16 protein-coding genes are annotated in these 25,738 nt (G+C 50.2%); 9 read left to right on the top strand and 7 right to left on the bottom strand.

The window, feature by feature from the left end; all coding sequences use genetic code 11:
• Positions 1-31 precede the first annotated feature (31 nt).
• From I0P70_RS12820 to I0P70_RS12805, 4 genes are all read left to right on the top strand, one after another.
• Positions 32-1,120, top strand: coding sequence for an efflux RND transporter periplasmic adaptor subunit (locus I0P70_RS12820; protein ID WP_196118436.1), 1,089 nt, complete (start codon positions 32-34; stop codon positions 1,118-1,120).
• Between the two features lie 79 nt (positions 1,121-1,199).
• Positions 1,200-4,316: an efflux RND transporter permease subunit gene (locus I0P70_RS12815; protein WP_196118434.1), complete on the top strand. Its 3,117-nt coding sequence runs from the start codon at positions 1,200-1,202 to the stop codon at positions 4,314-4,316.
• 53 nt (positions 4,317-4,369) lie between these two features.
• Entirely contained in the window at positions 4,370-5,704 is a 1,335-nt protein-coding gene (locus I0P70_RS12810; RefSeq protein WP_196118432.1) for a TolC family protein, read from the top strand.
• A gap of 115 nt (positions 5,705-5,819) precedes the next feature.
• Positions 5,820-7,079 carry an MgtC/SapB family protein gene (locus I0P70_RS12805; RefSeq protein WP_196118430.1) on the top strand — a complete coding sequence of 420 codons (1,260 nt, stop codon included), beginning with the start codon at positions 5,820-5,822 and terminating at the stop codon, positions 7,077-7,079.
• Here I0P70_RS12805 and I0P70_RS12800 read toward each other — a convergent pair.
• Complete coding sequence (locus I0P70_RS12800; RefSeq protein ID WP_370583217.1) at positions 6,991-8,220, bottom strand: chorismate mutase; 1,230 nt, start codon at positions 8,218-8,220, stop codon at positions 6,991-6,993. The genes I0P70_RS12805 and I0P70_RS12800 overlap by 89 nt on opposite strands.
• A gap of 10 nt (positions 8,221-8,230) precedes the next feature.
• Entirely contained in the window at positions 8,231-9,049 is an 819-nt protein-coding gene (locus tag I0P70_RS12795; RefSeq protein WP_196118428.1) for a prephenate dehydratase, read from the bottom strand.
• A gap of 589 nt (positions 9,050-9,638) precedes the next feature.
• Here I0P70_RS12795 and I0P70_RS12790 point away from each other — a divergent pair.
• The 5 genes from I0P70_RS12790 to I0P70_RS12770 all read left to right on the top strand — a co-directional run bounded on the left by I0P70_RS12790 (position 9,639) and on the right by I0P70_RS12770 (position 12,563).
• The gene (locus tag I0P70_RS12790; RefSeq protein WP_076671102.1) at positions 9,639-9,830 is read left to right on the top strand and encodes a cold-shock protein; all 192 of its coding nucleotides are present in this window, start codon (positions 9,639-9,641) and stop codon (positions 9,828-9,830) included.
• Between the two features lie 136 nt (positions 9,831-9,966).
• A complete protein-coding gene (locus I0P70_RS12785) occupies positions 9,967-10,194 on the top strand; it encodes a hypothetical protein (RefSeq protein WP_007653367.1) in 228 nt (75 codons plus the stop codon).
• 52 nt (positions 10,195-10,246) lie between these two features.
• The gene (locus tag I0P70_RS12780) at positions 10,247-10,702 is read left to right on the top strand and encodes a cold-shock protein (RefSeq protein ID WP_196118426.1); all 456 of its coding nucleotides are present in this window, start codon (positions 10,247-10,249) and stop codon (positions 10,700-10,702) included.
• Between the two features lie 195 nt (positions 10,703-10,897).
• Complete coding sequence (locus tag I0P70_RS12775) at positions 10,898-11,509, top strand: TetR/AcrR family transcriptional regulator (protein ID WP_196118424.1); 612 nt, start codon at positions 10,898-10,900, stop codon at positions 11,507-11,509.
• A 241-nt stretch (positions 11,510-11,750) separates the two neighbouring features.
• On the top strand, positions 11,751-12,563 hold the full coding sequence (locus tag I0P70_RS12770; RefSeq protein WP_196118422.1) for a hypothetical protein: 813 nt from the start codon (positions 11,751-11,753) through the stop codon (positions 12,561-12,563).
• A 369-nt stretch (positions 12,564-12,932) separates the two neighbouring features.
• Here I0P70_RS12770 and I0P70_RS12765 read toward each other — a convergent pair whose 3' ends face one another.
• From I0P70_RS12765 to I0P70_RS12740, 5 genes are all read right to left on the bottom strand, one after another.
• Complete coding sequence (locus tag I0P70_RS12765; RefSeq protein ID WP_196118420.1) at positions 12,933-13,529, bottom strand: mobile mystery protein B; 597 nt, start codon at positions 13,527-13,529, stop codon at positions 12,933-12,935.
• Positions 13,520-13,981, bottom strand: coding sequence for a mobile mystery protein A (locus I0P70_RS12760; RefSeq protein ID WP_196118417.1), 462 nt, complete (start codon positions 13,979-13,981; stop codon positions 13,520-13,522). The genes I0P70_RS12765 and I0P70_RS12760 overlap by 10 nt, the downstream gene beginning before the upstream one ends.
• 1,582 nt (positions 13,982-15,563) lie before the next feature.
• Positions 15,564-16,787 carry a hypothetical protein gene (locus I0P70_RS12750; protein ID WP_196118414.1) on the bottom strand — a complete coding sequence of 408 codons (1,224 nt, stop codon included), beginning with the start codon at positions 16,785-16,787 and terminating at the stop codon, positions 15,564-15,566.
• A 12-nt stretch (positions 16,788-16,799) separates the two neighbouring features.
• The gene (locus tag I0P70_RS12745) at positions 16,800-17,795 is read right to left on the bottom strand and encodes a PorP/SprF family type IX secretion system membrane protein (protein ID WP_196118413.1); all 996 of its coding nucleotides are present in this window, start codon (positions 17,793-17,795) and stop codon (positions 16,800-16,802) included.
• Positions 17,796-17,822: 27 nt separating this feature from the next.
• Entirely contained in the window at positions 17,823-25,727 is a 7,905-nt protein-coding gene (locus I0P70_RS12740) for an HYR domain-containing protein (RefSeq protein WP_196118410.1), read from the bottom strand.
• Between the last annotated feature and the right edge of the window lie 11 nt (positions 25,728-25,738).

Here is a 25,738-nt window from a genome sequence, read left to right as displayed (position 1 = left end):
TAAGATCACCTTAATCGAAGTTTAAACTTAAATGAACAAAACTGTCAAAACAATCCTACTCCTGGTAGTTGCCGCTGTTGTTGGTTACCTGCTGTACAATAAAGTATTTTCTGGTAGCGAACAAGCAAAGGCAAGTGGTCCTGGTGGAGGCCCTATGGCCCAGAAAGTAGCCGTGGATGTGTTTGTAGTCTCTCCTACAGCCTTCCAGAACAAAATCACCTCTACCGGCTCCGTTATACCTAACGAGGACGTGGAGCTGCGCAGCGAAATATCTGGCCGTGTTACCAATATTAATTTTAAAGAAGGTAGCCAGGTAAAGAAAGGACAGTTGCTCATGACAGTGAACGACGCAGACCTGCGCGCACAGCTGGCCAAGCTGCAATCTAACCAGAAGCTGTACCAGGATATGGAAGAGCGCCAGCGCACCCTGCTCGAAAAAGAGTACATCAGCCGCCAGGAGTATGACCAGGTAAGCAACCAGCTGGCGACTGCTACAGCCGATATTCAGGCACTGAAGGCAACACTGGACAAAGCCTATGTACGCGCTCCCTTTGACGGCGTGATTGGCCTGCGTCAGGTGAGTGAGGGCAGCTATGTGACCCCTACCTCTCCTGTTGCCCGCATCGTGGATATCAGCCCTGTTAAAATTGACTTTTCTATACCTGGCCGTTACAGCCAGTCCGTAAAGGTAGGTGACAAGATCACGTTCACCTCCGAAGGCAGCGCAGAACAGTACGAGGCCCGCGTTTATGCCATACAGCCTAATATCGACCCGGCTACACGCACCCTGCAGCTGCGTGCCCTCTACGAAAACAAGAACCAGGAAATCAAGCCTGGTGCTTTCGTAAAGGTGAGCCTTAGCCTGGAAGATATGGACGAGGCCATTCTTATCCCAACAGAGTCCATCATACCAGAAGCAACGGGCCACAAGATATTCCTGGCTAAGAACGGGAAGGCCCAGCCTAAAATGGTAAAGATTGGCCAACGCTCCGAAACGCTGATTCAGATCATTGAAGGAGTAGAGCCCGGCGACACCATCATCAGCTCGGGTATTTTGCAGACACGCCCCGGTTCTGATTTGAATATCAGAAGAGTAGTAACATCTGGAGATGCACAATAACGCCTTTCGCAGCGTTAGCATGAGTGAGGAGCGCATGAACATTTGTTCTGTCTCCCGGTCTGTTTAGTAAAAGAAATTTATGGCAAGTTTATCAAATATAAGTATTAAGCGCCCGGTACTCGCCATCGTGATGAGCATCACGATCATCGTATTCGGTATCATCGGTATCACCTACCTGGGCGTGCGCGAGTATCCAAGCGTGGACCCGCCGATCGTGAACGTATCGACCAGTTATGCCGGTGCCAATGCCGAAACCATTGAGTCGGAGATCACGGAGCCGCTTGAGGAATCCATCAACGGTATTGCCGGTATACGCACGCTTACATCTTCGAGTAGCGAGGGAAACAGTAACATCACCGTAGAGTTTGACCTGGGCATAGACCTGGAGGCAGCCGCAAACGACGTGCGCGACCGCGTATCGAGAGCGCAGCGCCGCCTGCCAGAGGATGCTGAGCCACCTACTGTATCCAAAGCGGATGCGGATGCCAACCCAATCATTTTCCTGGGTATACGCAGCGAGACACGCTCTTTGCTGGACCTTTCTGATATTGGTCAGAACGTGTTCAAAGAGCAGTTGCAGACAATACCGGGTGTGAGTGCCATCAACATCTGGGGTGACAAGCGCTACTCCATGCGCCTCTGGATGGACCCTGACAAGCTTTCTGCCCTGCAGGTTACCCCGCTGGAAGTACGCGATGCACTGGCCCGTCAGAATGTGGAGCTGCCATCAGGTAGTATCGAAGGCGCTACAACAGAGCTTTCGGTGAGAACCATGGGCCGTATCTCTACGCCTGAAGAATTCAACAACTTAGTAGTGCGTGAAGACGCCAACCGTCTGATCCGCTTCCGCGACATCGGCTACGCACAGCTGTCCCCTGAAAATGAGAAAACTGTACTGCGCTACAACGGCGTACCGATGATCGGTGTCGTGATCATTCCGCAGCCGGGTACAAACCAGGTAGAAATCGCTGACGAGTTCTACCGCCGACTGGAATTCATCAAAAAAGATATTCCGGAAGACCTGGAGCTGACCATTGGCTTTGACAACTCAAAATATGTAAGAGCTTCTATTGCGGAGGTGAAGGAAACCATTTTCATCGCCTTCGGTCTGGTAGTGGTGATCATCTTCCTCTTCCTGCGTGACTGGCGCTCTACCATCATTCCGGTAGTGGCTATACCTGTTTCGCTGATTGGTGCCTTCTTTATCATGTACCTGATGAACTTCTCCATCAACGTGCTCACTTTGCTGGGTATCGTACTGGCCATTGGTCTGGTAGTGGATGACGCCATCGTGATGCTCGAGAACATCTACTCCCGTATTGAGGACGGGCAGGAACCGATGAAGGCGGCCAAGAAAGGGGCTGGGGAGATATACTTTGCCATTATCTCAACAACCATTGCGCTGGCGGCGGTATTCATGCCGGTTGCATTCCTCGAAGACACGACCGGTCGTCTCTTCCGCGAGTTTGGTATCGTGGTGGCAGGTTCTGTTATCATTTCCTCCTTCGTCTCGCTCACGCTAACGCCGATGATGTCATCGCGCATGCTGAAGCGCCGCGATAGGCCAAACTGGTTCTACCGCAAAACGGAGCCTTTCTTTGCAGGATTGACGAATGCCTACAGAAGCAGTCTGAATAGCTTCCTGACCTACCGCTGGGTGGCCTTTGTGCTGGTCATCTTATCGGCTGGCATTATCTGGTGGCAGTTCTCCACCATGCGCTCAGAGTTGACGCCAGATGAAGACAGAAGTGGTCTTCGTATTCAAACCACTGGTCCTGAAGGAGCTTCCTTCGAGTTTATGGACAGGTATATGAACGAGCTTTCGGCCCTTGTAAACGACTCGGTACAGGGCATTAGCAGTATGACCACCATGACGCGTAACTCCAACTCAGGTTTCATACGCCTGCGCCTGGTAGACCCACAAGACCGTGATAAATCGCAGCAGCAGATTGTAGAGGAGCTTCCCGCCCTGCTCAACCAGATACCAGGTGCCCGTGCTTTCGCTGCTGGTGACAAAGGCCTTGGTGGTGGACGTGGTGCTGGACAGCCGGTATCGTATGTGGTGCAGGCCCAGAGTATGGCCAAGCTGCGTGAGATCATCCCTCCATTCCTGGAGGCAGCCCGCCAGAGTCCGGAGTTTAACTTTGTGGATGTAAACCTGAAGTTCAACAAGCCTGAACTGCGTGTAGAGATTGACCGCGAGAAAGCCCTGTCGATGGGTGTAAGCGTACGCGACGTGGCCCAAACCATGCAGCTTGGCCTGAGCGGTCAGCGCTTCGGCTATTTTGTGCGCGGCGGCAAGCAGTACCAGATCCTGGGACAGGTAGCCCGTGAGAACCGCAGTGAGCCGCTTGACCTGCGTAGCCTCTACGTGAAGAACAATGCAGGTGAACTAATCCAGCTAGACAACCTGATCGAGCTAAAAGAAGAAAGCTCTTCGCCTCAGATCTACCGCTTCAACCGTTTTGCCGCAGCCACCTTCAGTGCCACCCTTAATAAGGGCTATACCATTGGTGATGGTATAGAGGCCATGGACGTTATCGCCAAAGATGTGCTGGACGAGACATTCCAGACTTCCCTTACCGGGCAGTCCAGAGACTTCCAGGAAAGTTCGGGCAGCTTGATGTTCGCCTTCCTGCTCGCCCTCGGTCTGATATACCTGGCCCTGGCAGCACAGTTCGAAAGCTTCCGCGACCCGATCATTATCATGTTCACGGTGCCTCTGGCCCTGGCGGGTGCTATGCTGAGCTTGTGGTACTTCGACCAGACACTCAACATCTTCAGCCAGATTGGTATGATCATGCTGGTAGGTCTCGTAACCAAGAACGGTATCCTGCTGGTGGAATTTGCCAACCAGAAAAAGGAACAGGGACTGACCAAGCTGGAAGCAGCCCGTGAAGCCGCTGTATCCCGTTTCCGCCCTATCCTGATGACGAGTTTGTCCACGATCCTGGGTACTTTGCCAATCGCATTGGCCTTGGGTGCTGGTTCTGAGAGCCGTGTTTCGATGGGTATAGCCGTGGTGGGTGGTTTGATCTTCGCCACCGGTCTGACACTGTACATCATTCCAGCTATCTACTCGTTCTTCTCATCTGCTGAAGCAAACCTTGCCCTGATGTCAGACAAAGACGAGGAGGAAGAGCTGGAACGCAGAAAAGAGCGCAAGCAGGAAAGAGAGCCTGTTCTAAGCAAATAATATCTGAAATCTAATCTTTGACGCTAAGATTTAAACTTTTGCATTCTAATATAATGTCCCCACTTAGAGTTGCAGCACTGTTCCTACTCGGAGTAGTGCTGCTCTTCCCTAACAAACTTGCCGCGCAGGAGCAGCTTTCGCTGCAAGATGCCGTTCGCATTGGGCTTCAAAACAACTACGACATCCAGATTGCCACCCGACAGGAGGCCATTGCCGAAAACAACGTGACCCGTGGCAATGCTGGCTTTCTTCCGAATGTGGACGCTCGTGGAGGCCGTACCTTTAGTGAGAACAACTCCCGCCAGTCCTTTCAGACAGGCCCGGACCGTACACGTAACGGTGCCAGCTCCAACAACATCAACGGAAGCATCAACCTGAACTGGACCATCTTCGACGGTATGGGTATGTTTATCAACTATGAACGTCTGAAAGCACTCGAGAAGTCCGGCATCTTGTTTACCCGCGAGACAGTGCAAAACACACTTGCCGCTATTTCTGACAACTATTTTGAGGTGGTGCGCCAGTCAGAAAAGATGCAGGCCATTGAAGACGCTATTGCCATCTCGCAGGCGCGGGTGGACATAGCCCAGGCACAGTACGAAGTGGGCGTGAGCGCCAAGGTGGAGATCTTGCGCGCGCAGGTAGATTTTAACACAGACCGCTCAGAGCTACTGGTGCAGCAGGAAGCGCTGCAGAATGCAAAGATCAACCTGAACCAACTGCTCAGCCGTGACCCGGATATCGATTTTGTTGTGATAGACTCGATCGTAGTAGACCCGAACCTGAGCTATAAGAATACGGATGCAGGTATGCTGGCTAACAACCCACTTCTGGAGCGTCTGAAAATTAACCGGGAGATTGCCAACTTGGATATCAAAGCCGTTCGCGCCAGCCGCTTCCCTGTGATCGGTGTGGTAGGCGCCTATAACTTCAACCGCTCAGAGAACGAGCCCCTGAATGAATTCTCGCCCCTGTTTAACCAGAACCGTGGTTATAACTATGGCCTGAGTGTTAGCCTGCCTATCTTCAACGGGCTTAACATTAACCGGATGGCACAGAATGCCCGCATAAACCTGGAATCGGCCAACCTGGAGTACCAGCGTCAGCAGAACCTGCTGGATGCCGCATTGGCAAGGGCGTATAGCCAGTACAGCAACCGCCTGCAGCTGCTGCAACTAGAGGAAACAAACCTGAAATTGGCACAGGAGAATGCCGCCATTGCCCTGGAGCGCTATCGTCTGGGTCTTTTGACGGCTATTGAGCTACGGGAAGCGCAGCGTAACCAACTTGTAGCAGAAAACCGCCTGATCGATATCCAGTTCCAGGCAAAGGCTGCTGAAACAGAACTGAAACGCATCAGCAGCACACTGCTGCAGGACAGTAATTAACCACCATACCATTAGGTATATATTGTAACCATCAGATAAAAGTATAGCCCAGGCTATACTTTTATCATTTAGGGCAGTATCTTAGCACTACACCCACTGTCACCACACCGCCTGCATGGAACAGGAACTCTTCCAAGTACTTGCTATTTCACTGGGATTAGGCCTGTTGGTAGGCCTTCAGCGCCAGCATGATAATGCACAGATTGCCGGTATACGTACCTTCCCCCTCATTACACTTTTTGGTAGCCTTACAGCCTTAATGGCTCAGCAACTTGGTGGCTGGATCGTGGGGGCCGGACTATTGGCTACTGCGGCCATTGTGGTAGCGGCTAATCTGCTGAAAAAGAGGGAGCCTATACCTGATATAGGTCAGACAACAGAGGCTGCTCTCCTGCTGATGTATGTAATCGGCGCATACCTGGTGTTCGGCAGCAAAACAGTAGCCGTAGCCCTGGGTGCCACCGTAGCGGTATTGCTACACCTGAAAGCTACCCTGCACGGAATCGTGGCCCGCATCGGCCAGCAGGACCTGACAGCCATCATGCAGTTTGTCGTGATCTCCCTTGTCATCCTGCCGATACTCCCGAATACAGAATATGGACCTTACCAGGTACTGAACCCGCACAACATCTGGCTGATGGTAGTACTGATTGTTGGCATCGGTCTGCTGGGCTATTTTGTCTATAAAATATTCGGTAACAGAGCAGGCACCTTTCTGGGTGGTGTGCTCGGTGGACTTATTTCCAGCACAGCTACCACCGTAAGCTACGCCCGCCGAACCAAAAATGCGAAGGGCAGTGGGCAAATGGCTGCGATTGTTATTTTCATCGCCTCCACAGTTTCCTTCATCCGCATTCTGACGGAGGTTGTCATTGTAGCGCCAACTACCCTGCCTGCGGTAGCTCCTCCCCTACTAGCGGTTATTGCGCTCATGGTCGTGACAGGCCTGGTAGCTTACTTCGCTAACAAGGAGGAAAGCGACCAGATGCCTGAGCAGGAAAACCCGGCGCAGCTTAAGGCAGCCCTTGTCTTCGGCGCTGTCTACGGACTCGTAATCCTGGCGACTGCTGCCGCTGCAGACTACCTGGGGGACAGCGGTCTTTACATTGTCGCCATCATTTCGGGCCTGACCGATGTAGATGCCATTACTCTCTCTACTTCCAGACTGATGAACCTGGGCAACCTGTCCCCTGAAAGTGGGTGGCGCGTGATCCTGGTGGCCGGACTTTCCAACATTGCCTTCAAAGGTGCCCTGGTTGGCTTTTTAGGAAACAAAGGATTGCTCGCTAAAATATCGCTCTTGTTTGGCATTGTGCTGCTGGGCGGACTTCTGGTGCTGTGGTGGTGGCCTGAAGGCTATACCCTGCAGGTATAAGCGGCAGCACCCCATGCTGCCTCCTCACCGACTCCTGATGGATGCGGTCGAACAGCTGCGTGATAAACTCCTCATTGAGATTCTTGCTCGAGGCAAGGCTGGCGTGCTTTTCCAGGAGCTCTGCCCATCTTTCTTCCTGGAGCACAGCCATGCCATGCTGCATTTTATACAGGCCTATTTCAGCGGCAACCTGCATGCGGTAGCTCAGCAGGTCAATTAGTTGCTCATCAATGTAATCAATGGAGTGGCGCATGTCGCTCAGATCAGCAGCCGATCTGGTATTAGCGTCCAGTGGACGACCGCGCAGCTTCGCCAGTAGTTCTGTGAGCGCCTGTGGGCTTATCTGCTGAGCAGCATCACTCCAGGCAGCTTCCGGCTTTATGTGCGTTTCTATCATCAGGCCGTCCATGTGCAGCGCCAGTGCTGTTTCGGCTATACCTGCCAGCAATTGACGGTTACCGGCAATGTGGCTGGGGTCGTTGATCAGCATCAGGTCAGGGCGCAGCTCCTTCAGAGTCATGGGCATGTTCCACTCTGGATTGTTGCGGTACACGGATTTGCCCAGCGGCGAGATGCCCCGGTGTATGGCACCAATCTGACTTATACCTGCTTTCTCCAATCGTTCTATGGCTCCCAGCCACAGTTGCACATCCGGGTTAACAGGATTTTTGACCAACACTGGTATATCCACCCCTTTCAGGGCATCTGCAATTTCCTGCACGGCAAATGGATTGGCCGTGGTGCGTGCACCAACCCACAGCACATCAATGCCATGCTGCAGACACTGCTCTACATGCAAGGTATTGGCTACTTCTGTTGCTACACGCAAGCCCGTCTCCTGTTGCACCCGCTTCAGCCAGGCAAGCCCGGGCGTACCTACTCCCTCAAAAGAGCCCGGGCGTGTTCTTGGTTTCCAGATGCCAGCCCTGAAAATACTTACTCCTGCGTCCTTCAGCTGGTGGGCGGTGGCCAGCACCTGCTCTTCTGTTTCAGCGCTGCAAGGTCCCGCTATAATGAGCGGCTGTTCGTGGGTGTTTAGTTTACCTACAGATTTCATATTCATATTAGTTTGAGCGATCGTAATTCCGTCTTTCATAGCTTTCGTTCCGGAGCTTTGGATGCGTGTTGATGGATTGAACATAATCATTCAGTTATAGCGTATGCGCTGTGTATTTCCCCAGCAATTGAATGGATACAGCAAGTGCTTCGATGTCAGAGAGCAGTTTATCCAGCTGCCCTACTTCTTCAAAGCGCAGGTCCAGATAGTAGCGATAATGCCATGGCTGACCAGGTATAGTCACCGACTCGATTTTAGCAAGATGTATGTGCCGCTCGTGCAGCAGTGTCATGGCTTGTGTAAAAGCCTCTGGATCCGATTTCAACACCAGGCAGATAGAAGCCTTATTGCAGGCAGTGACCGTCTGCGGTAACCTGTCCAATATTAAAAAGCGGGTATAGTTTTGCTTGCTCGCTTCGATCTCTTTGCCGAGCACGATCAGGCCGTTTCGGGCGATGGCCAGCGCGCTGCCGATGGCCGCTATCTCTGTGGAGCCTGTTATGGCCACATCCCGTATGCTCAGCGCCGTGTCCTCCGACTCGATCAGCTCAACCTCGGGGTAAGCTTCGAAGAAGGGCCGACACTGGTTAAGGGCCATGTAGTGGGAGTATACCTTGCGGATGCTCTGAAGCGACGATCCGGGCACCCCGCCCAGATGCTGGCGAATACGCATGATCACTTCGTCGCTGATCCAAAGTTGCTGCTCCCTGATCAGTTCCAGGTTAGGTTGTATAGTGCCTGAGATGGTATTCTCTATTGCCATGATGCCTTTGTCAGCCAAGCCGGAGGCAACTGCTGCTGTCAGTTCCCGGAAAGTAAGGCAAGGCACTATCTCGATAGGTTCGTGGCTGAACCGAAGTCTGGCAGCCTCTTCATGAAATGCTCCCGCTATACCTTGAATTGCGATTTTCATATGAATCAAAAAAAAAAGCGCCCCGAAGAAATACTCCGAGGCGCTGGTGATAACTTACTTTAAAGTATAATCAATACAGCCCCGGGCGTTTACCAAAAAAGTAAAAGCTAAAACCAAAGCCGCTATAGAAATTTTGTTGTGTAAGATGCATCTCTCGTGCTAGTCTAAAATAAAAAAGGCCCCGCTTGCTGCGGGGCCTCTGTATGGTTACATATACCTTTTCCCGCTTCAGTCCTTTGGAGGAAAAAAGTAAAAAAAGAAGGTATAAGATTTCTGTTGCTTGTTCATTTCAACCGCCAATATAGAGACTTTTCACAGAACGCCAATTTATTTTCGCTTCTTTTTGGCGAATGCAGGTCTTCTTAAGTAATTATATTTCAGAATATTTCTTCAGCCACCGCATCATATATCTGCTTTTAAAGCTTGCAGACGCACTTTATCTGATTCACAAAGATCAACAGTGTCTACAGACCCGTCTATAAAACGGATACGGCCTCGCAATTGTAAAATTTTTATCGTACATTGTAAAAAAATAAATGAACCTATATGCCTTCCACTATGTAGTAGGTATATAATTAAACAACACAGAATGAATAACGGAACAGTAAAATTCTTTAATGACCTGAAAGGTTTTGGTTTTATTAAGGAAGACAACACAGATCAGGAGTACTTTGTACACGTGACTGGCCTGGTACATGAAATCCAGGAAAACGACAAAGTGACTTTTGACCTGCAAGAAGGAAGAAAAGGACTAAACGCGGTTAACGTTAAGCGTGCTTAGTTTTCAGATATAAGTCATTTCGAAAAAAGCCTTACCTGCGGGTGAGGCTTTTTTTCATTTCGTTGTGCATGTTTTGCACCACTCCCCCGTTATTATAATGCCGCCCTGGCAATGTTTCACCTAACCCCTCCTTACGATGAATAGAAGATACCTGGTAGACACTACCACTCGCGAGTACATCTGCGTAGCCCTCCAGAAAGGACAGGACTGGACCCCAAACAATCAGGATTCCCTCCCAAAGTTCATGAACTCTCGTACAAACAAAGACCAACCCGACTTCGAGCTTGTAACCGGCGAATATAACGACAATTCATTTTTTGAAAAGTGGATTCGCAACGGCACAAATTTCCTGTTCAGGTACTAAAAAAGCCTGCATACCAGCATACCATCATTTTATAGATCATTTAACAGCATATATGGGTAGATCACAAGAAACCTTCAGTAAAAAAGAAAAAGAGAAGAAGAGACTTAAGAAAAGACAAGACAAAGAGCAGAAGCGCGAGGAGCGCAAGGCTAATTCTGACAAGGGCAAAGACGTAGAGGAAATGTTCGCCTACGTGGATGAGTTCGGCAATATCACTGATACGCCGCCAGACCCTACAAAGAAGAAAAAAGACATCAAACAGGAAGACATCCAGATCGGTGTGGCCAAGCAGGCCGAGATCGACCCGGCTGACTTGATCCGTAAAGGCACCGTTTCTTTTTTCAACGAGTCGAAAGGCTATGGCTTTATACAGGACCACGTGACCCAAGAGCGTGTCTTTGTGCATCAGAATGGCTTGGTGAATACGATCAAGGAAAATGATCGTGTAACTTTTGAGGTTGAGAAAGGCCCGAAAGGATTGAATGCTGTTAACGTTAAACTGGCGTAATCCCCTCTGGCTCAAAAGCTTCAAAATGTAGCTTAAGCCATCCGGTTTAACTTAGGTGATTATAATCTGAAAATCTCCTGCTATTGTCAGCCATTATGCTGACTGCAGGAGATTTTTTTGTCGTATACAGTTTCCCGGCCTCTGCTCTTTATAACTTTGCAGCAAGACCGGCGAAAATAAAGCACACCCTAATAAATGGATACGATAAACACCCCGAAGGCCTTGATTTTACAGGAGGCTCAGCAACAGTTTTTCAACCAAGGCTACAGTAAAGTATTGATGGCTGACCTGGCAAAACAGCTGGGCATGAGCAAAAAAACACTGTACCAGTATTTCAGAGGAAAAGAAGAGTTGCTCCATGCCGTCATCAAAAACTATTTGGAAGAACTGCAGCGTGATGTAGAAAACCTGCTTCAACAGGAAGCGTCCAACTTTGTCAGTAAGGCTGAGCAGGTGTTTCGCACGGTCGGGCAGCGCTTCGCCCGTATCAATGGGCAGTTACTCACCGACATCCGGAAGCACACCCCAAAAACCTGGCAACTACTGCAGCAGTACCGCGCCGAAGCAGCTTTTAAAAGATTCAAAACTTTGTTGGATGAGGGCAACCAAAAAGGCTTTATCCGGAAGGACGCAAACATCTCACTAGCCGTGCTGCTCTACGCCAGTGCACTGGAGAAAATCCTGGATCCTGAGTTTATCAGCCAGGTACCGCCAGAACTGATGCAGGATATTAACTATACCCCTTCTGCCGTGTATGAGGGCCTGGCAAACCTCATTTTCCATGGTTTGCTGGAGAAAAACCAATGATAGTTTACACTCGTCAATAGCAGTTGTACTCACAGCTATACCTAAACAGATTGATAACCAGCTAAAAAACAGCCTGTTCTCTTGCCACTAATTAAAATATAACTATATTTAGTAAAGTTTTTTCATTTCTCTAAAACTGCAGACTATCAGATTTAAAGCTTTATTCCTGCTCCCCCTCCTAGCCGTACTGGCCTCCTGCTCTAAAAGCGAGGAAGAAATCAAGAAGTTATACCCGCAAAAGGTGGTGATCGGCAGCACGACCCACGACTTCTACTATGACCAAGGCAGGGTCTACAGCGTTACGACTAATCGTCCTAACTTTTATGAGGAGGTGACCTACACTTATTACGATGAATATTTCAAGAAACCGGACCATCGTTTTAAAGACGAGATAGTGCAGGTTACTACTCTGCCTGACGTTGGCCCAATTGGCTGGGACAGTAGTGACTCTATCGTAAGAAAGATGAATTACATGTGGTCCCGGTCAGAAGATGGCCTCATACCTAGAGAACTGCAGTCGGTGTACCTGCATGGACGTTCGCTGCGCGATAACATTGCACATCAATACAACTCTGATAAGAGATTGACCTCTTCTGTTTACCATTACAACAACGCAAACAAGAAACATACACAAATATATGACGCTGACCCAAGGTATATCCACAAAAAGATTGTCTATACCTATGATAAACAGGGCAAGCTGCAAAAAGCCTCTTTCCTTGCCCCTAGTTCAGAGACTCCCTATTTGACTATTGAACTGGAGTTTGACGACAAGCCAGGCTATCTGCGGACCCTTCCCCTCGAAGCCCGGTTCATGCCGCTGGAACTTCCCTACCGCAACCACAACATCACCAGGTATACGGTAAAAGACCGGGAGGGCAATATCCGGAAAGACCTCTCCTATACCTGCAGCTATAAATACAACCGGGACGGCTACCCTATCAAAATCAAAAGAACTATGCTGGACGGGCAGGAACTGGAAGGGTATATCGTGTATAAGGCTTCCATCGGAAAATCAGAGGTAGCAGAGGCCAGCTTGAACGCAGAGAATTAAACATACCTCAAGAAATGCATCCTGAAGCAAGTTAAAAGTCTTGAACAGGGCCTAAAACAAAAAGCCCATCAATCGATGATTGATGGGCTTTGCTCTTTGGTATCGCTACCAGCAGAGAGTGAGGGATTCGAACCTACTCCACAACACGTTTATTATCAATTACTTATTACTCCAAATTTCAGCGGTCACCCGAATTTTCCTCCTACTGAGGATTTGGTGTTTTCTTTAATCAAATCTACTGCTTTATTTCACAAACATCAAGCTGAGAAAGTAAAAGTTAATTACCCTACTTCCGATATACAATCTTAGGGAAGAAAGAACCTATGCCCAGTTACTATTTCCTGCTTCCAATACTTTCCCGCATAAGGCTCAGCTTTTCGCAAACTGAAGTAGCGGCGCTATATCGCCTTTATCGCCAGCTCGAATGGCGGCAATGTAAGCTTTGCGCGTAGCATCCGCCTTCACCATGTTGGATCTGTTCCATGTAAAGGCGTCTTTCCCAAAGATGGACTCCATGATGATGTCTGCCATGATGCGTGAATGCCGCCCGTTCCCGTTTGGGAAACAGTGGATGTTGACCAGCCGGTGCTTGAAGCGGATCGCTATCTCATCAGGCGGATAGGTGCCTTGCTCTACCCAGAAAGCCGTGTCATCCAGCAGGTACTTGAGCTCCATACCGATTCTGACCCAAGCCACCCCAATGTTTTTCTCAGATCTCCTGAACTCACCTGCCCACTTCCAGACCTCGCCAAACATACGCTTGTGCAGCGTTTTGATAAACTTCTCCGTCAGTATGGCATCCTTCTTAAACCTGGTGTTCATGGTCCAGGCGATTGCCTTTTCAATGTTTAGCTGTTCGAACTCGTCCAGTTCCCCGTGTGAGGTGATCGTTTTGAGTAGCAGCCCTTCTTTCTCTTCTTCATCCAAGGGAGTCTGGCCATCCAGGTAGGCATATTCTAATCCCATAGCGTGCCCTTCATTTCACGTTTAAGTTCTTCAGCCAGCTCTTCGATTGCCTGCCGAATCCGGTCATCGCTATTTCCCTGGTTCTCCAGCTTCATGTGCTGACTTGTTCTTAAGACGATCTTTCTAGCCAGCTGCTGTGCTCGTTGATCGACCAACTTCTCCATTGACCCTTGCTTCGGCACAAAGCCGTACACGAGCTGCATGTCAAGCGCTTCAGCTACCTGCTTCAACACGTTTAGGGAGACGGTACCTGTAGCTTCTCTTTCCTCTATTTTTTTGATGCCTTGCTTTGTCTTGCCCAGCTTATCACCTAACTGCTCTAAAGTCATGTTAAGTGCGACCCGAATAGCGTGGATCCAACCTTTTTCCGGGACCGGAGTCTTAGCCAAAACCTTTAAAGGAGCAATTTTCCGGTCCAATTGCTCCAGCAGTAGTTTCTTTTTATTTCGCATAAACATCTTAATTAATCAACATATTTGTTTACTGCTACTTGATAAATGTAAATATATTAGTTTACTTTTTTCAAATAAAGTAAATATATTAGTTGACAAGCGCATTGTTATAGTAAACATAAAAGTATACTATTATTTTGAATAAGTAAACATATTAGTTGATTTATCAACTATTTCAGTCAACCTACATGTTGATTATACAGAATAACGCTGCGAAATTGTGTGCAAATAAATATCAAGCATACGTGAAGACATATGGAGCTTGAGATTATTGCATGGTTAATGGTATAACATTATGAAAATTCAGCTTCTTACGGCTTAGAATTAAAAAAGTCAGGCATTTTCAATAATAGACGGCTGCATCAAAGCCTATCCTGTTGTCTGAGAATGAGACTACATGACTTCCATCTGTACCCAGCCAGTGTCGGATCTCAATGTTAAGGGGCTTTCAAGGGAGCAAAACTTAATGGCGTTGGTCAGCAGGTTATAGAAGACATTGAATAGGTATCCCTGCTGGCGTTCAGGATACGCTGCCGTAGCAAGTATGGCATCCCGTAATAATTCCTTGTTGCTGTGTAAGTTCAAGTTAATATATATACCATTTTGCTGCAGTTGGCAAAATTACTTCTTTGATTCCGAGTTTATAGAAGGTAAGCAGGTTCAGGTTGTTTCAAAATCTCGGCGCTGTTCCTTTCCCCGGAAAACTCAAGTATAGCACCCAGCAGTGCCTGTCTCTTGGCGGATAGTATAGAGCACGCCTGGCTGTCCCTGAGCGGCCACTATCCGTAAGCTTGCTGACTTCATTCTTTAGCAAAATGACAGCCGATTTTTTGTCCAGATCAGGTATGGTTTGAAAATCCTTGAGTGCATCTAATATTTCAAGCAGGTAGTAGTTCCCGTTGGTAACATCCACATAACTTTTTACCGGCTTTACCTGAATTTTTCCAATTTTGGTTGTTACCCGTTTTACTTTGCTGGCCACCTTGATGGTTTGGGGAACCTGCGTGGTCAGCCCCATACGATTGTATAATGAATGTAGGCAATGCGTTTTTCACCCTGGAATAGGTATGGCTTCAGTAATTCTTCCTCTCTTGGTCTCAGCTCAGCAAAAAAACAGATTGTTTGGGCTTGTAGAACACTCCGGTAGAGAGTCTCTTGACAACCCCTTTCTTGATACACCTCTCGGTGGCTTTGGCAGCGGCACTCTATATTGCCCGGTCAATACTCTGCTGCTGGTACTTAAATGATGTACCTTCCTGTATCCTATTGATCTTGTATCCTACTTTCGCTGTTACATTCACTGATTACTAATACAGCCAAGCCATTTGTCAAGTATTTTGCGCAAGATACTTGACATTACCGCTTTTATAGAATCTTCCATAGGGAGGTGTGTAGTGCTTTTCTGACTGCCGGCCGTATTTAAAAGTTGAACCGACAAACAATCCATACGCGCATTTCCTGCCTTACCCAAAGCAAATCAGATGCTGCCTCTGCCGCAACAAATGCGGGTCTGGTTCCCCACAACGCACACGAGCCACTCCTGGCGAAGTGGCTCGTGTCATTGGCTGAGGATCTTCCGTTGCTATTGTACCAGGTACAGCTCAGTTTTGCGGTGCGCTTTGCCTTTGTCAGGCAGCACCTCGCTCTCTACCTCCACTTTGAAACTCTTGGCGGCAAAGTAGCGCTGGATGTAGGCCTTCACGCTCTGTGCACGCTGGTCACTCACCCGCTGCTTTGCCGCGGGCGCCCCGTAGCCGTCTGAATAGCCTTTGATCACAAAGGTCGTTCCGTCTGGTTGCTGGCGCAGGAAGCGTGACAAGCCGGCAAGTTCATTCAGGTTCAGATGTACCCGGTTAAACTCGTTGAACAGCACCAGGGATGGGGAAACAGCCCGCTTCGGTGCTGTTTCTACTGGGCTGGCGTCGGCAACCTCATTCAGCCCGATTTGCTCCGTCACCTTCTCCGCTACAGGGGGTTCTGAAACAGCACCGGCAAGTGGCGCATCGGCAGCTGGTTCAGGTAATTTCCCTAGCATGTAGGCGATATAGCGCGGCTGCTCTTGCGAGGTGCCGCTCACCCACACCGTCCGGTCGCTGCTCTTTCTGAAATAGGCATTGTAGGCCTCTTTCTTGTTCACCACACTTTGAAGCCGCACAGCCTCCCCCATCTCTCCGTTTTTCAGGGATGCCCCATAAATGTAGGCTGTCTCTCCCTGCTGACGCGAGAAGAACAGGGAATCGTTGCTGACAAAAGGGGCAAACTCAGCACCTTTGGAATTTACCTGCTTGCCCATATTACGGGGTCTGGACCAGTTATTGCCATTCCACTCGCTCCGATACAGGTCATCGTACCCTTCTGAGCCGGCCAGCTCAGCGGCGATGAATAGCTGCCGCTTGTCCTCCGTCAGAAACAGCCCCAGGTTATGGGAGTGGTTGCGCAGGCGCGGTACGGGCAGTTCCTCTCCCTTCACAAACTCCCCGTTCGTCCACTTGTATATGCTGATCTTCCCTGTTCTTCTGCCCGACTTATGGTAGACAAACACTTCGCCCGCCGCCAGGTTGCCACCGACGATGGCGTTGATCTGCCCCGCGTTTAGGGCAGTGGCCCTCGCTGCCGTTTCCGGCTCGTCAAGGCTGGCAGTATACAGGTACTGGCCGCCTTCTGCTTTTTTGGTGATGAGCAGCATGTCCTCCCCCACCAGGGCCACACCGGCCATTTCATCATTCGTTTCCAGGAGTTTTGTCTGGGCCTGGCCAATTGTAATGGCCCCCAGCATCAATCCGATGGTGTATACGATCTTCTTCATGTTCTCTTCGCTTTACCAGATGGTCACTTGTTTTCCGTACTTGGGATACTTCACCGGAATCAGGTTATAGGTGAGGGAGATCTCGTTGGTGCTCCGGCTCACGTGGCGGGCGTTCTGCGCCGGGATCTCATAGGCATAACCGATGCGGAACTGATTCAGGCGCAACCCGGCAGTGGCGCTCCAGGCCAGATCCTGCCGGTAACTGCCCCCCAGCCAGAGCATGTTCTGGTACACCGTTTTGAGCTGAAGTTCTGCACTCTCTTTCAGCTGATCGTCGTACTGCAGCATGGCATTGGCCACAAGCCCGAACTCTTCCGTCAGGGCGGTGCGGTAGCCCGCCTGCACCAGGTGTTTGCGGGTGTAAAGGTCCTGCAGAAACTCGTCCCCGCCCGACACGATGCCGCCCCTGGTTATATCCTGCATGGCATAGCCAAAATAGAACTGATCGGCCGTCAGCGTCCAGCCCAGGTTCAGGTCCAGCTTGCCCTGGCGCAGGCGCTGTCCCAGCACCCCCTGAAACTCGGGATCGTTCTCATTGTCCACCGTAAGCCTGTTGCCGTCCAGGCGCTGGGCGCTGTACGTAAGCGCTCCGCCCCAACGCAGGCTCAGCTTTTCTGACAGTCGTACGCGGGAGCCATAGCCCAGGTGCACCTGGCTCTCGGAGAAGGGGCCGAATGCATCCTGTAGCACGGTCAAGCCAAAGGCATGGCGGGCGCCTCCCTGGCGGTCAAAGAAATCGTGCTGCTTGGTGCGCAGCACATCATTCTTCTGCCAGGCCGACAGGTCTGCCAGATCCAGCTCCGCCGAGGCGAAGTAGGTTTTGGGAGCCCCCTCAAAGCCTGTCCACTGGTTGCGGTGGAAGCCCTTGAGCATGGAGCCCTCGTAGCCTGTGAGGGATGGGTTGTAGTATTGCTGAAACAGCTGAAAGTTGGCGATGTGTTTCCTGTTCTGGGCCTTTGCGCCCAGAACAGAACCAACTACTAATAAGAATAGAATTAACTTTTTCATTTTAAAGAATCTCTAAGCGTTGCCGACTTATTTACCCAGGATGGTCACCACCCCGCGCTTCACCCAGTTGATGTCCCGCACTTCCACGGTGAAGAGGAAAGGACCTTTTAGTATCCTTCCGTTCGTGCCGCGTCCGTCCCAGCCCTTCTCCGGGTCCGTCGTCTCAAAGACGCGCACGCCGGAGCGGTCGAACACCTGGATGTAGACCTCGTTGTAGAACCTTAGCTCCGGTATGGTCCAGTTGTCGTTGACACCGTCGCCGTTCGGAGAGAAGGCGTTGACGATCTTGAGCTGGTCCACGGTGCGGTCATAGGCCTGCTTGGTCAGCGTGAAGGTGCGCTCAATCGTGTTCAGGTATGGATCTGTGCTGCGTACGCGGATGGAGAAGCTTGTCATACCTGACAGCCCTTTGTTTGACTTCAGGTATACCTGGTCACCGCGAACCCCGAACAGTGCGTTATGCGTGTCGCCCTCGCCGCTAGCCAGGGTATAGACAAACTCGGTATCGTCCGGATCGGTGGTAGTCAGGGTACCAATCACCTCGTCAGCCGTGGCCTCTGGTTTGAAGGTGGTAGCGCTGAAGGCAAGTGCAGTCGGCGCAATATTCGGCTCTACCTCCACGATCACCTGGGCGGTCAGGCCTCTCAGGTTTGTGGTACCATCAGCAAGTGTTAACTGGCCGGTTAATGGATAGATGCCTGCGATAAGGCCGTTGTAGGTCCCCTGCGCCCAAACCACACCGATCGCCTCGGTTGCACCGTCCGAGTAGGTGACCATGACGGTGCCCGGAAGCGGTACGCCTGGGTAGGTAGTTCGGATTGGCACGTTGATTTGCGCCGGGCTTGCCACTGACACGATATCGCGTCTTACCGTTACCGTCTGGGTGGCAGTAGTTGAGTTGCCTGAAGCGTCGGTCACTGTCCAGGTCACAGTAGTGGTACCGGTTGGGAATTCGACTGGTGCGTCGTTGGTGACAGATGCCACGCTGCAGTTGTCCGAAGCGGCTGGCTCACCAAGGGCTACGTTAGAGGCTGTCGTTTTGCCAGCGTCCACGTTCACCACAACGGCGACAGGCGCCGTGATCATTGGGGCTACCTTGTCTTCTACTGTCACCGTGGCTACTGCGGTGGCTTGGTTGCCGCTTGCGTCTGTCACGGTAAGCGTCACCTTGTTTTCGCCTGTGTCTTCGCAGCCGAAGGTGCTCTTATCAAGCGACAGAGATACGATGCCGCAGTTGTCCGCAGAGCCGTTGTCCAGCTCAGCCGCTGTGATCGTGGCGCTGCCTGCAGCGTCCAGCTGCACCGTGATGTCTTTTACCAGTACAATAGGAGCGGATAAATCCTCTACCGTCACGGTAGCCGTAGCAGTGGCGGTGTTACCGCTTCCGTCAGTTACGGTTAACGTCACCTCGTTAGCACCCACGTTACTGCAGTCAAACGAAGTCTTGGACAGCGTCATCGAAGCAATTCCGCAGTTGTCACTGGAGCCCTTGTTGATGTCAGCTGTTGTAATGGTTGCTGCACCCGAGGCATCCAGTTGGATGGTGATGTGCTGCACAATTACCACCGGCGCTACTTTGTCTTCTATTGTCACGGTAGCGGTTGCTGTTGACTGGTTGCCGCTCTTGTCCGTTACGGTCAAGGTCACAGTATTCTCTCCCAGGTCCTCACAGCTGAAGCTGGACTTATCCAGGCTTAGTGTTTCAATGCCGCAGTTATCAGACGAGCCATCGTTGAGCTGAGCCGCTGTGATGCTGGCCCTGCCGCTCGCATCCAGCTGCACGACCAGGTTACGGGCCATGGCTATTGGGGCAGTAGTGTCCTCAACTGTTATAGTTGCAGTGGCACTTGCCTTGTTTCCGCTCTTGTCAGTTACGGTCAGTGTTACTGTGTTCTCACCCAGGTTCTGGCAACCAAAGTCAGTTTTAGACAGCGCTATTGCAGCGATACCACAGTTGTCGGAAGAGCCATTGTTGATCTGGTCGGCTGTGACAGTAGCTTTGCCATCGGCATCCAGGGCAACGGTGATGTTGCGTGTCAGCACTGTCGGAGCAATGTTTTCCAGTACCGTGACAGTGGCAGGGGCGGAAGCCGAGTTACCATACTTGTCGGTTACAGTCAGGGTCACCGTGTTGGCTCCAGTCTGGCTGCAGTCAAAAGCAGTTTTATCGAGTGCAACCGTTGCGATACCGCAATTGTCAGAGGAGTTGTCATTGATCTGCGCAGCAGTGATTGTCGCCTTTCCTTCGGCATCCAGCTGCACCGATATAGGACGGGTGCGCACGATTGGCGCTACATTGTCCAGCACTGTCACCGTAGCCGTAGCTGTGGATCGGTTGCCGCTCGCATCAGTCACCAGCAATGTAACTGTGTTTTCACCAATGTTGGTGCAATTGAACGTTGCTTTGTCCAGAGCCAGTGTAACCTCGCTGCATACATCCTGGCTACCACCGTCTATGTCTGCCGCCGTGATAGAGGCAGCGCCTGAAGCGTTCAGGTATACGGTGATGTTCTTGGCTACAGCGTTTGGTTTAACCTTGTCTTCCACTGTTACTTGAGCCGTCGCGGTAGCTGCGTTGCCGTTTACGTCTGTCACGGTCAGCACGACATCATTTACACCTACATGGCTGCAGTCGAATACGGTTCTGGATACAGTCACAGAGGCAATGCCGCAGTTATCGGCAGAGCCGTTGTTGAGGTCAGCAGCAGCTATGGTAGCATTGCCGTTGGCATCCAGCTGCACGGTAATGTTTTTAGTCAATACCACAGGGGCCGCGTTGTCTGCCACCGTTACGACCGCCGTAGCTGTCGACACATTGTTGTTTACATCTGTCACAGTAAGTGTGACAGTGTTTTCACCAATGTCTGAGCAGTCAAACGCTGTCTTGTCAAGCGACATCGCTTTGATGCCACAAGTACCCGTACTGCCGTTGCTTACGTCTGCTGCCGAAATGGTAGCCTTGCCAGCAGCATCCAGCGTCACGGTAATGTTTTTTGCGATGGCTACAGGTGCCACGTTGCCCACCACAGTTACAACCGCTACTGCAGAGGAGCTATTCCCACTTCCATCGGTTACGGTCAGGGTCACTACATTTTCTCCCACATTGGAGCAACCGAATTCTGCTATGTCTACTTTATAGGAAGCAACGCCGCAGTTATCCGTAGAACCATCGTTTACATCAGATGCTACTATACTTGCTTTACCGTTTGCATCTAACTCAACGGTGATATTCCTGGTTCTGACAACAGGTGCGGTGTCATCTTTTACGATCACCTGCTGGGTCTGCGAACTAGTGTTTCCCGCCGCATCCGTATAGGTCCAGGTAATGGTATAAGTGCCCTGTTCTGTATAAGAAAGGAGATCAGTGGTTTTGCCCGGAACAGTACCTGACATATTATCATAAGCGCTTGGCACTGCTGTAACAGTTGCCGCACACTGGCCGGTTATAATTGGCAGCATGGCTACAGTTGGCACCGGCGCTTCTTTATCTGCCACCGTTATCACCTGCGTTGCAGTGGCTGTATTACCCGCCGCATCTGTCGCTGTCCAGGTGACAGTGGTGTTCCCCATTGGGAAAACTGCCGGTGCATTGTTTGATAAGGCAAGTCCACTACAGTTGTCGGCTGTTGCTGGTGTACCCAACACTACTCCTGAAGCTGTATTTTTACCAGGGTCCGTATTTACCGTAACAGCTGCCGGCGCGGTGATGGTAGGTCTGATCGGGTCAACGACTGTTACCGTGGCTGTTGCGGTTTCACTGTTGCCTTTCGCATCGGTCACCGTAAGTGTTACGGTATTAGCACCAAGGTCGGCACATGTAAATTCAGTCTGGCTTAAGCTATACCCACCTGCCGGAATGGAGCAGTTGTCAGTAGACCCGTCATCGATCATAGCTGGTGTTATCCTTGCTTTACCAGTAGCATCCAACTCCACCGTAATGTTTTGCGTGATCACCTGTGGTTTTTGTGTGTCTGTTACAACAACCTGCTGCGTCGAAGTGGAAATATTGCCATTCCCATCATCAAAGCTCCATCTAATGGAGTAGGTACCAAGTTCAGTATAGGACAGTGGATCAGTAGTTGTTCCAGCTATAGCTCCGCCACAGTTATCATTTGCTACAGGTATAGTAGTAACCGTAACCGAGCATTCCCCGGTTATGGCTGGTAATGTGGCAGCATGCGTTTTAACTTCGTAATGGATATTTAAAGTGCCACCCTCAAAATTAGCAACCCAACCTGGCCACGTATCAAAGTCCACCCGCATAAAGTTATTCCCACCATATACATAACCGGGAACATCACCGGTAAAATTGATGGTGAAATTCTGACTGTAGGCCAGGAATTGGTTAGAACCTATATTTGTATCTGATACAATTATTCTGGCCGAAGCTCCGGTTCCGCCCCAGCCCTGGTCCCTGCCGGAATAAGTAAGCGTTATACCTGTCACAACGGCACCAGCCGGCAGTGGATCTGCAAAATTAAACCTGTACATGTTCCAGTTAGCTGACTGACCTGCAGGTATGGCAATCGTCTTCGAGGCAATAGTTCCCACTCCCGGTGCCGTCACATCATCTACAACTACCTGCTGTGTTTGGGTAGAGCTGTTACCGTTGCCATCGGTATAGGTCCAGGTAATGGTATAGGTGCCCTGCTCGGTGTAAGTAGTCGGATCTGTCGTGGAGCCGGTAACAGGGCCTGCCACGTTATCGGTTGCTGTTGGTGCAGATACAGTAGCTGAACACTCGCCGGTTACAGCTGGCAGCATGGCTATAGCTGGAACAGGAGCTTCTTTGTCCTCAACTTTTACCACTTGTGTAGCCGTTGCTGTATTTCCTGCCGCATCTGTTACTGTCCAAATGACAGTGGTATTGCCGAGCGGGAAAAGGGTCGGTGCATTATTTGATACGCCGACACCCGAACAGTTATCGGCTATGGTTGGTGCTCCCAGGGCTACATTCGATGCCGTGTTCTTGCCTGCATCCGTATTCACTGTCACAGCCGCCGGAGCGGCGATAGTAGGTTTAATCGGGTCAACAACAGTTACTGTAGCCGTTGCACTCTCGCTATTGCCGTTCCCATCAGTTACGGTAAGCGTGACGGTGTTAGGGCCTACATCTTCACAAGTAAAGTTGGTTAGGTCTACACTGTACCCATCAGCCGGAATGGAGCAGTTGTCTATTGACCCATTGTTCACTTGGCTTGGGGCTATAGTTGCTTTACCGGAAGCATCTAACTCCACAGTAATGTTTTTGGTAAGTAGAGTTGGCTTCTGCGTATCTGAAATTGTTACATCAAAACTGATAGTCGACGTATTGCCAGCCGCATCTGTAGCTGTAAAAGTATTCGTAGTTTTACCTACCGGGAACAATACACCTGAAGGAAGGCCGGCTGTCTGCGTGATGGTAAGTGTACCATTACTCTGACTGAAATTTACGGCATTTATATAAAGCTTCTGGGCATTTGCGTCTGAAAGAATTGCTGAGCCTCCATAGTTTCCCGTATGTTGGAAACCAACAGCCTTGCCCCCATTTGGGAACTCCCTCACCGCCACGGCGGCACCATAGGGCGAAGTCATCAACACGATCGGCTGATTGGAATTGTAAGTTCTCACACCTCCAGAATTAGCGGCTCCGGGAGGAAGCGTAAACGTAGCCGGAATATTTTTTAAAATTGGATGTGCGGCTTGAGCGGCCACTACAGAGTAAGCAACCTGCTCACTACTGCCTGTTGCTGATTTCCTCTCAAGAACAACAATGTCTGCCATGGCAGCCATCGTCTTTGAGGCATCTACTTCATAAGCTGACCACTCGTTCGTAATGTAAGTTCCGCCCTTGTCCACCACAAAATCAACCAAGGCATTTTGACCGGCAGCAGGCATTGCTGTTGAATATGTTGATCCATTCAGGTGTATAACTGCACCAAAACCGGTTAGTAATGGATTTGTACCATCATATCCTGTTTCGCTGGTAGCACTTAAAACAACATCAAGACCTGCAGCTGTCAAAGCATTTTTAAGACTAGTCGTATTCGTATTTATTTCATCCCAAATCAACAATACTTTTTTGCCTTCACTACTACAATTATCAGTAGCCGCTGGCATCGGATAGGTCACCACTGCACCGCATTTATCCGGGTCGTTGTTCTTAGCGATTGATGCAACAGCTGCAAATACAGGCTTTGTAGTGTCTTTTATAATCACCTGCTGCGTCTGTGTGGAAGTCAGTCCCTCGCTATCGCTGTAGGTCCAGGTGATGGTATGAGAGCCTTGGGTGGCATAGTGTACAGGATCTGTCGTAACGCCCGTAATCACACCGTCGTTATCATCTTGGGCTGTCGGGGCAGTTACCGTAACAGCGCATTCCGCAGTGATAGTTGGCAATTCAGCTACTGCTGGGACCGGTGCTTTGTTAACGGCCACGATCCTTACAATGACAGTAGCGGTATTGGAGACGTCGGTTCCGTTGCTTACCCTGTAGGAGAACACATCTGTGCCAACTACATCAGCCGCAGGGGTATAGGTAAAGTTACCATTGGAATTGAGAACGATCGTACCTGTAGCCGGCGCGGTAACCAGGCTATAGCTTAAAGGCTTACCATCAGGGTCGCTACCAGCCAGTTTTCCGGAATACGCAACATTCTCGTATGTCTTTATATCGCCCGCTGTTGACGCAACCCTGGCAGTTGCCAGGTCCATGTTCTTGAGCGTACCATGGTTTGCATGGCTTGTGGCGTCATAGGCGATTGTGCCGGTCGTTTCATCAAAGCGCCAATAACCTGCCAAACCGGCTTCTTTGCCATTTAAGGTTGTAGCTCCAAGGGTTTTGATTTCTTCAACGGTTAGTGCCTTTTTCCAAAGCGACACATTATCAATCTGACCATTGGCAAAACCACCATCCGCACCCATATAGGTACCAATGCGAATAGGGGCGTTTGAGGCCGAAGAATTAAAATTCACAGTGCCAGATCCAACCAAAACCCCATCTGCATAGATTTCCATCTTGCGCTGGCCATTTACATTGCGCCGTACAGTGGTCACCTGTACCCACTCTCCTACTTTGTAGGCTTCTGGTGTACCAACCCAGGTCCAGCCATAACCATGTTTGTCAATTCCGTAAGTAAATTTTCCATCTGCAGCCGTTAGCCAGAACTGCATATCCCCGCCACCTGAAGGCCGGTTGAAAAGACCGGCAACTGCCATACTATTTGCCTTAAACCACAACGAGACAGTAAACTCCGTTTCAGAGTTGAACTGGTTCGAAGGCTGGGACGGAATTTCTACATAATCGTTTACGCCATCGAACTGCAGCCCATTCAGGTATCCTGCTATTGGTTTATTTTGCGGTGAAGTAGTGTAAAGCACAGAAGGCAACGTGCTTGGCTGCCCGATGGATTCATCACTTAGCTTAAAAAAATATTTTCCTTCCTGAGCAGATGCTGTCGGCTGAAGCACCCACTCAAATTCCTTCATAATGGATTCATTCTGGAAGACTAATGCACCCTGTGGAGTAGAACTAGCTATCACCTGTCCGGTCCTGAAGTTCCCGCCAGCGCCTGGCGTTAGTTGTTCGGTTGTTGCTTCCCCTCCCTGCACATGACCACTTGAAGCTAGTACAAAATGCTCTGCGTGATCGTTGGTAGCCAGTATCCTGGTAAAAGGGCCGTCAGCACTTCTGGAATACCCGATTTGATTCTCTATCTGACTAGTAAAAGTGCTCTCAAAGCCACTTGCTTGTGAGGCAATCTTGATCCGTAGCCGGAGCATTTCATCCGAAGAGGTGATTTTAACCTCTTGGTTCTCTGCCCCCTTCCAGGTGGCGTTGGTTTCGGAACCATCATCGTTCCTCCAACGCCAGTTGCCATGGCTTAACGAGGGCCCGGCAACTGCTTCGAAGAACAGGCAACTGAAGAAAAAAAACAGTAAAAGTTTTTTCATACTGACGTTAA

The sequence above is a fragment of the Pontibacter sp. FD36 genome, from assembly GCF_015686655.1.
In the GTDB taxonomy this organism is placed as follows: domain Bacteria; phylum Bacteroidota; class Bacteroidia; order Cytophagales; family Hymenobacteraceae; genus Pontibacter.
This window is presented reverse-complemented; position numbering and strand designations above follow the sequence as displayed.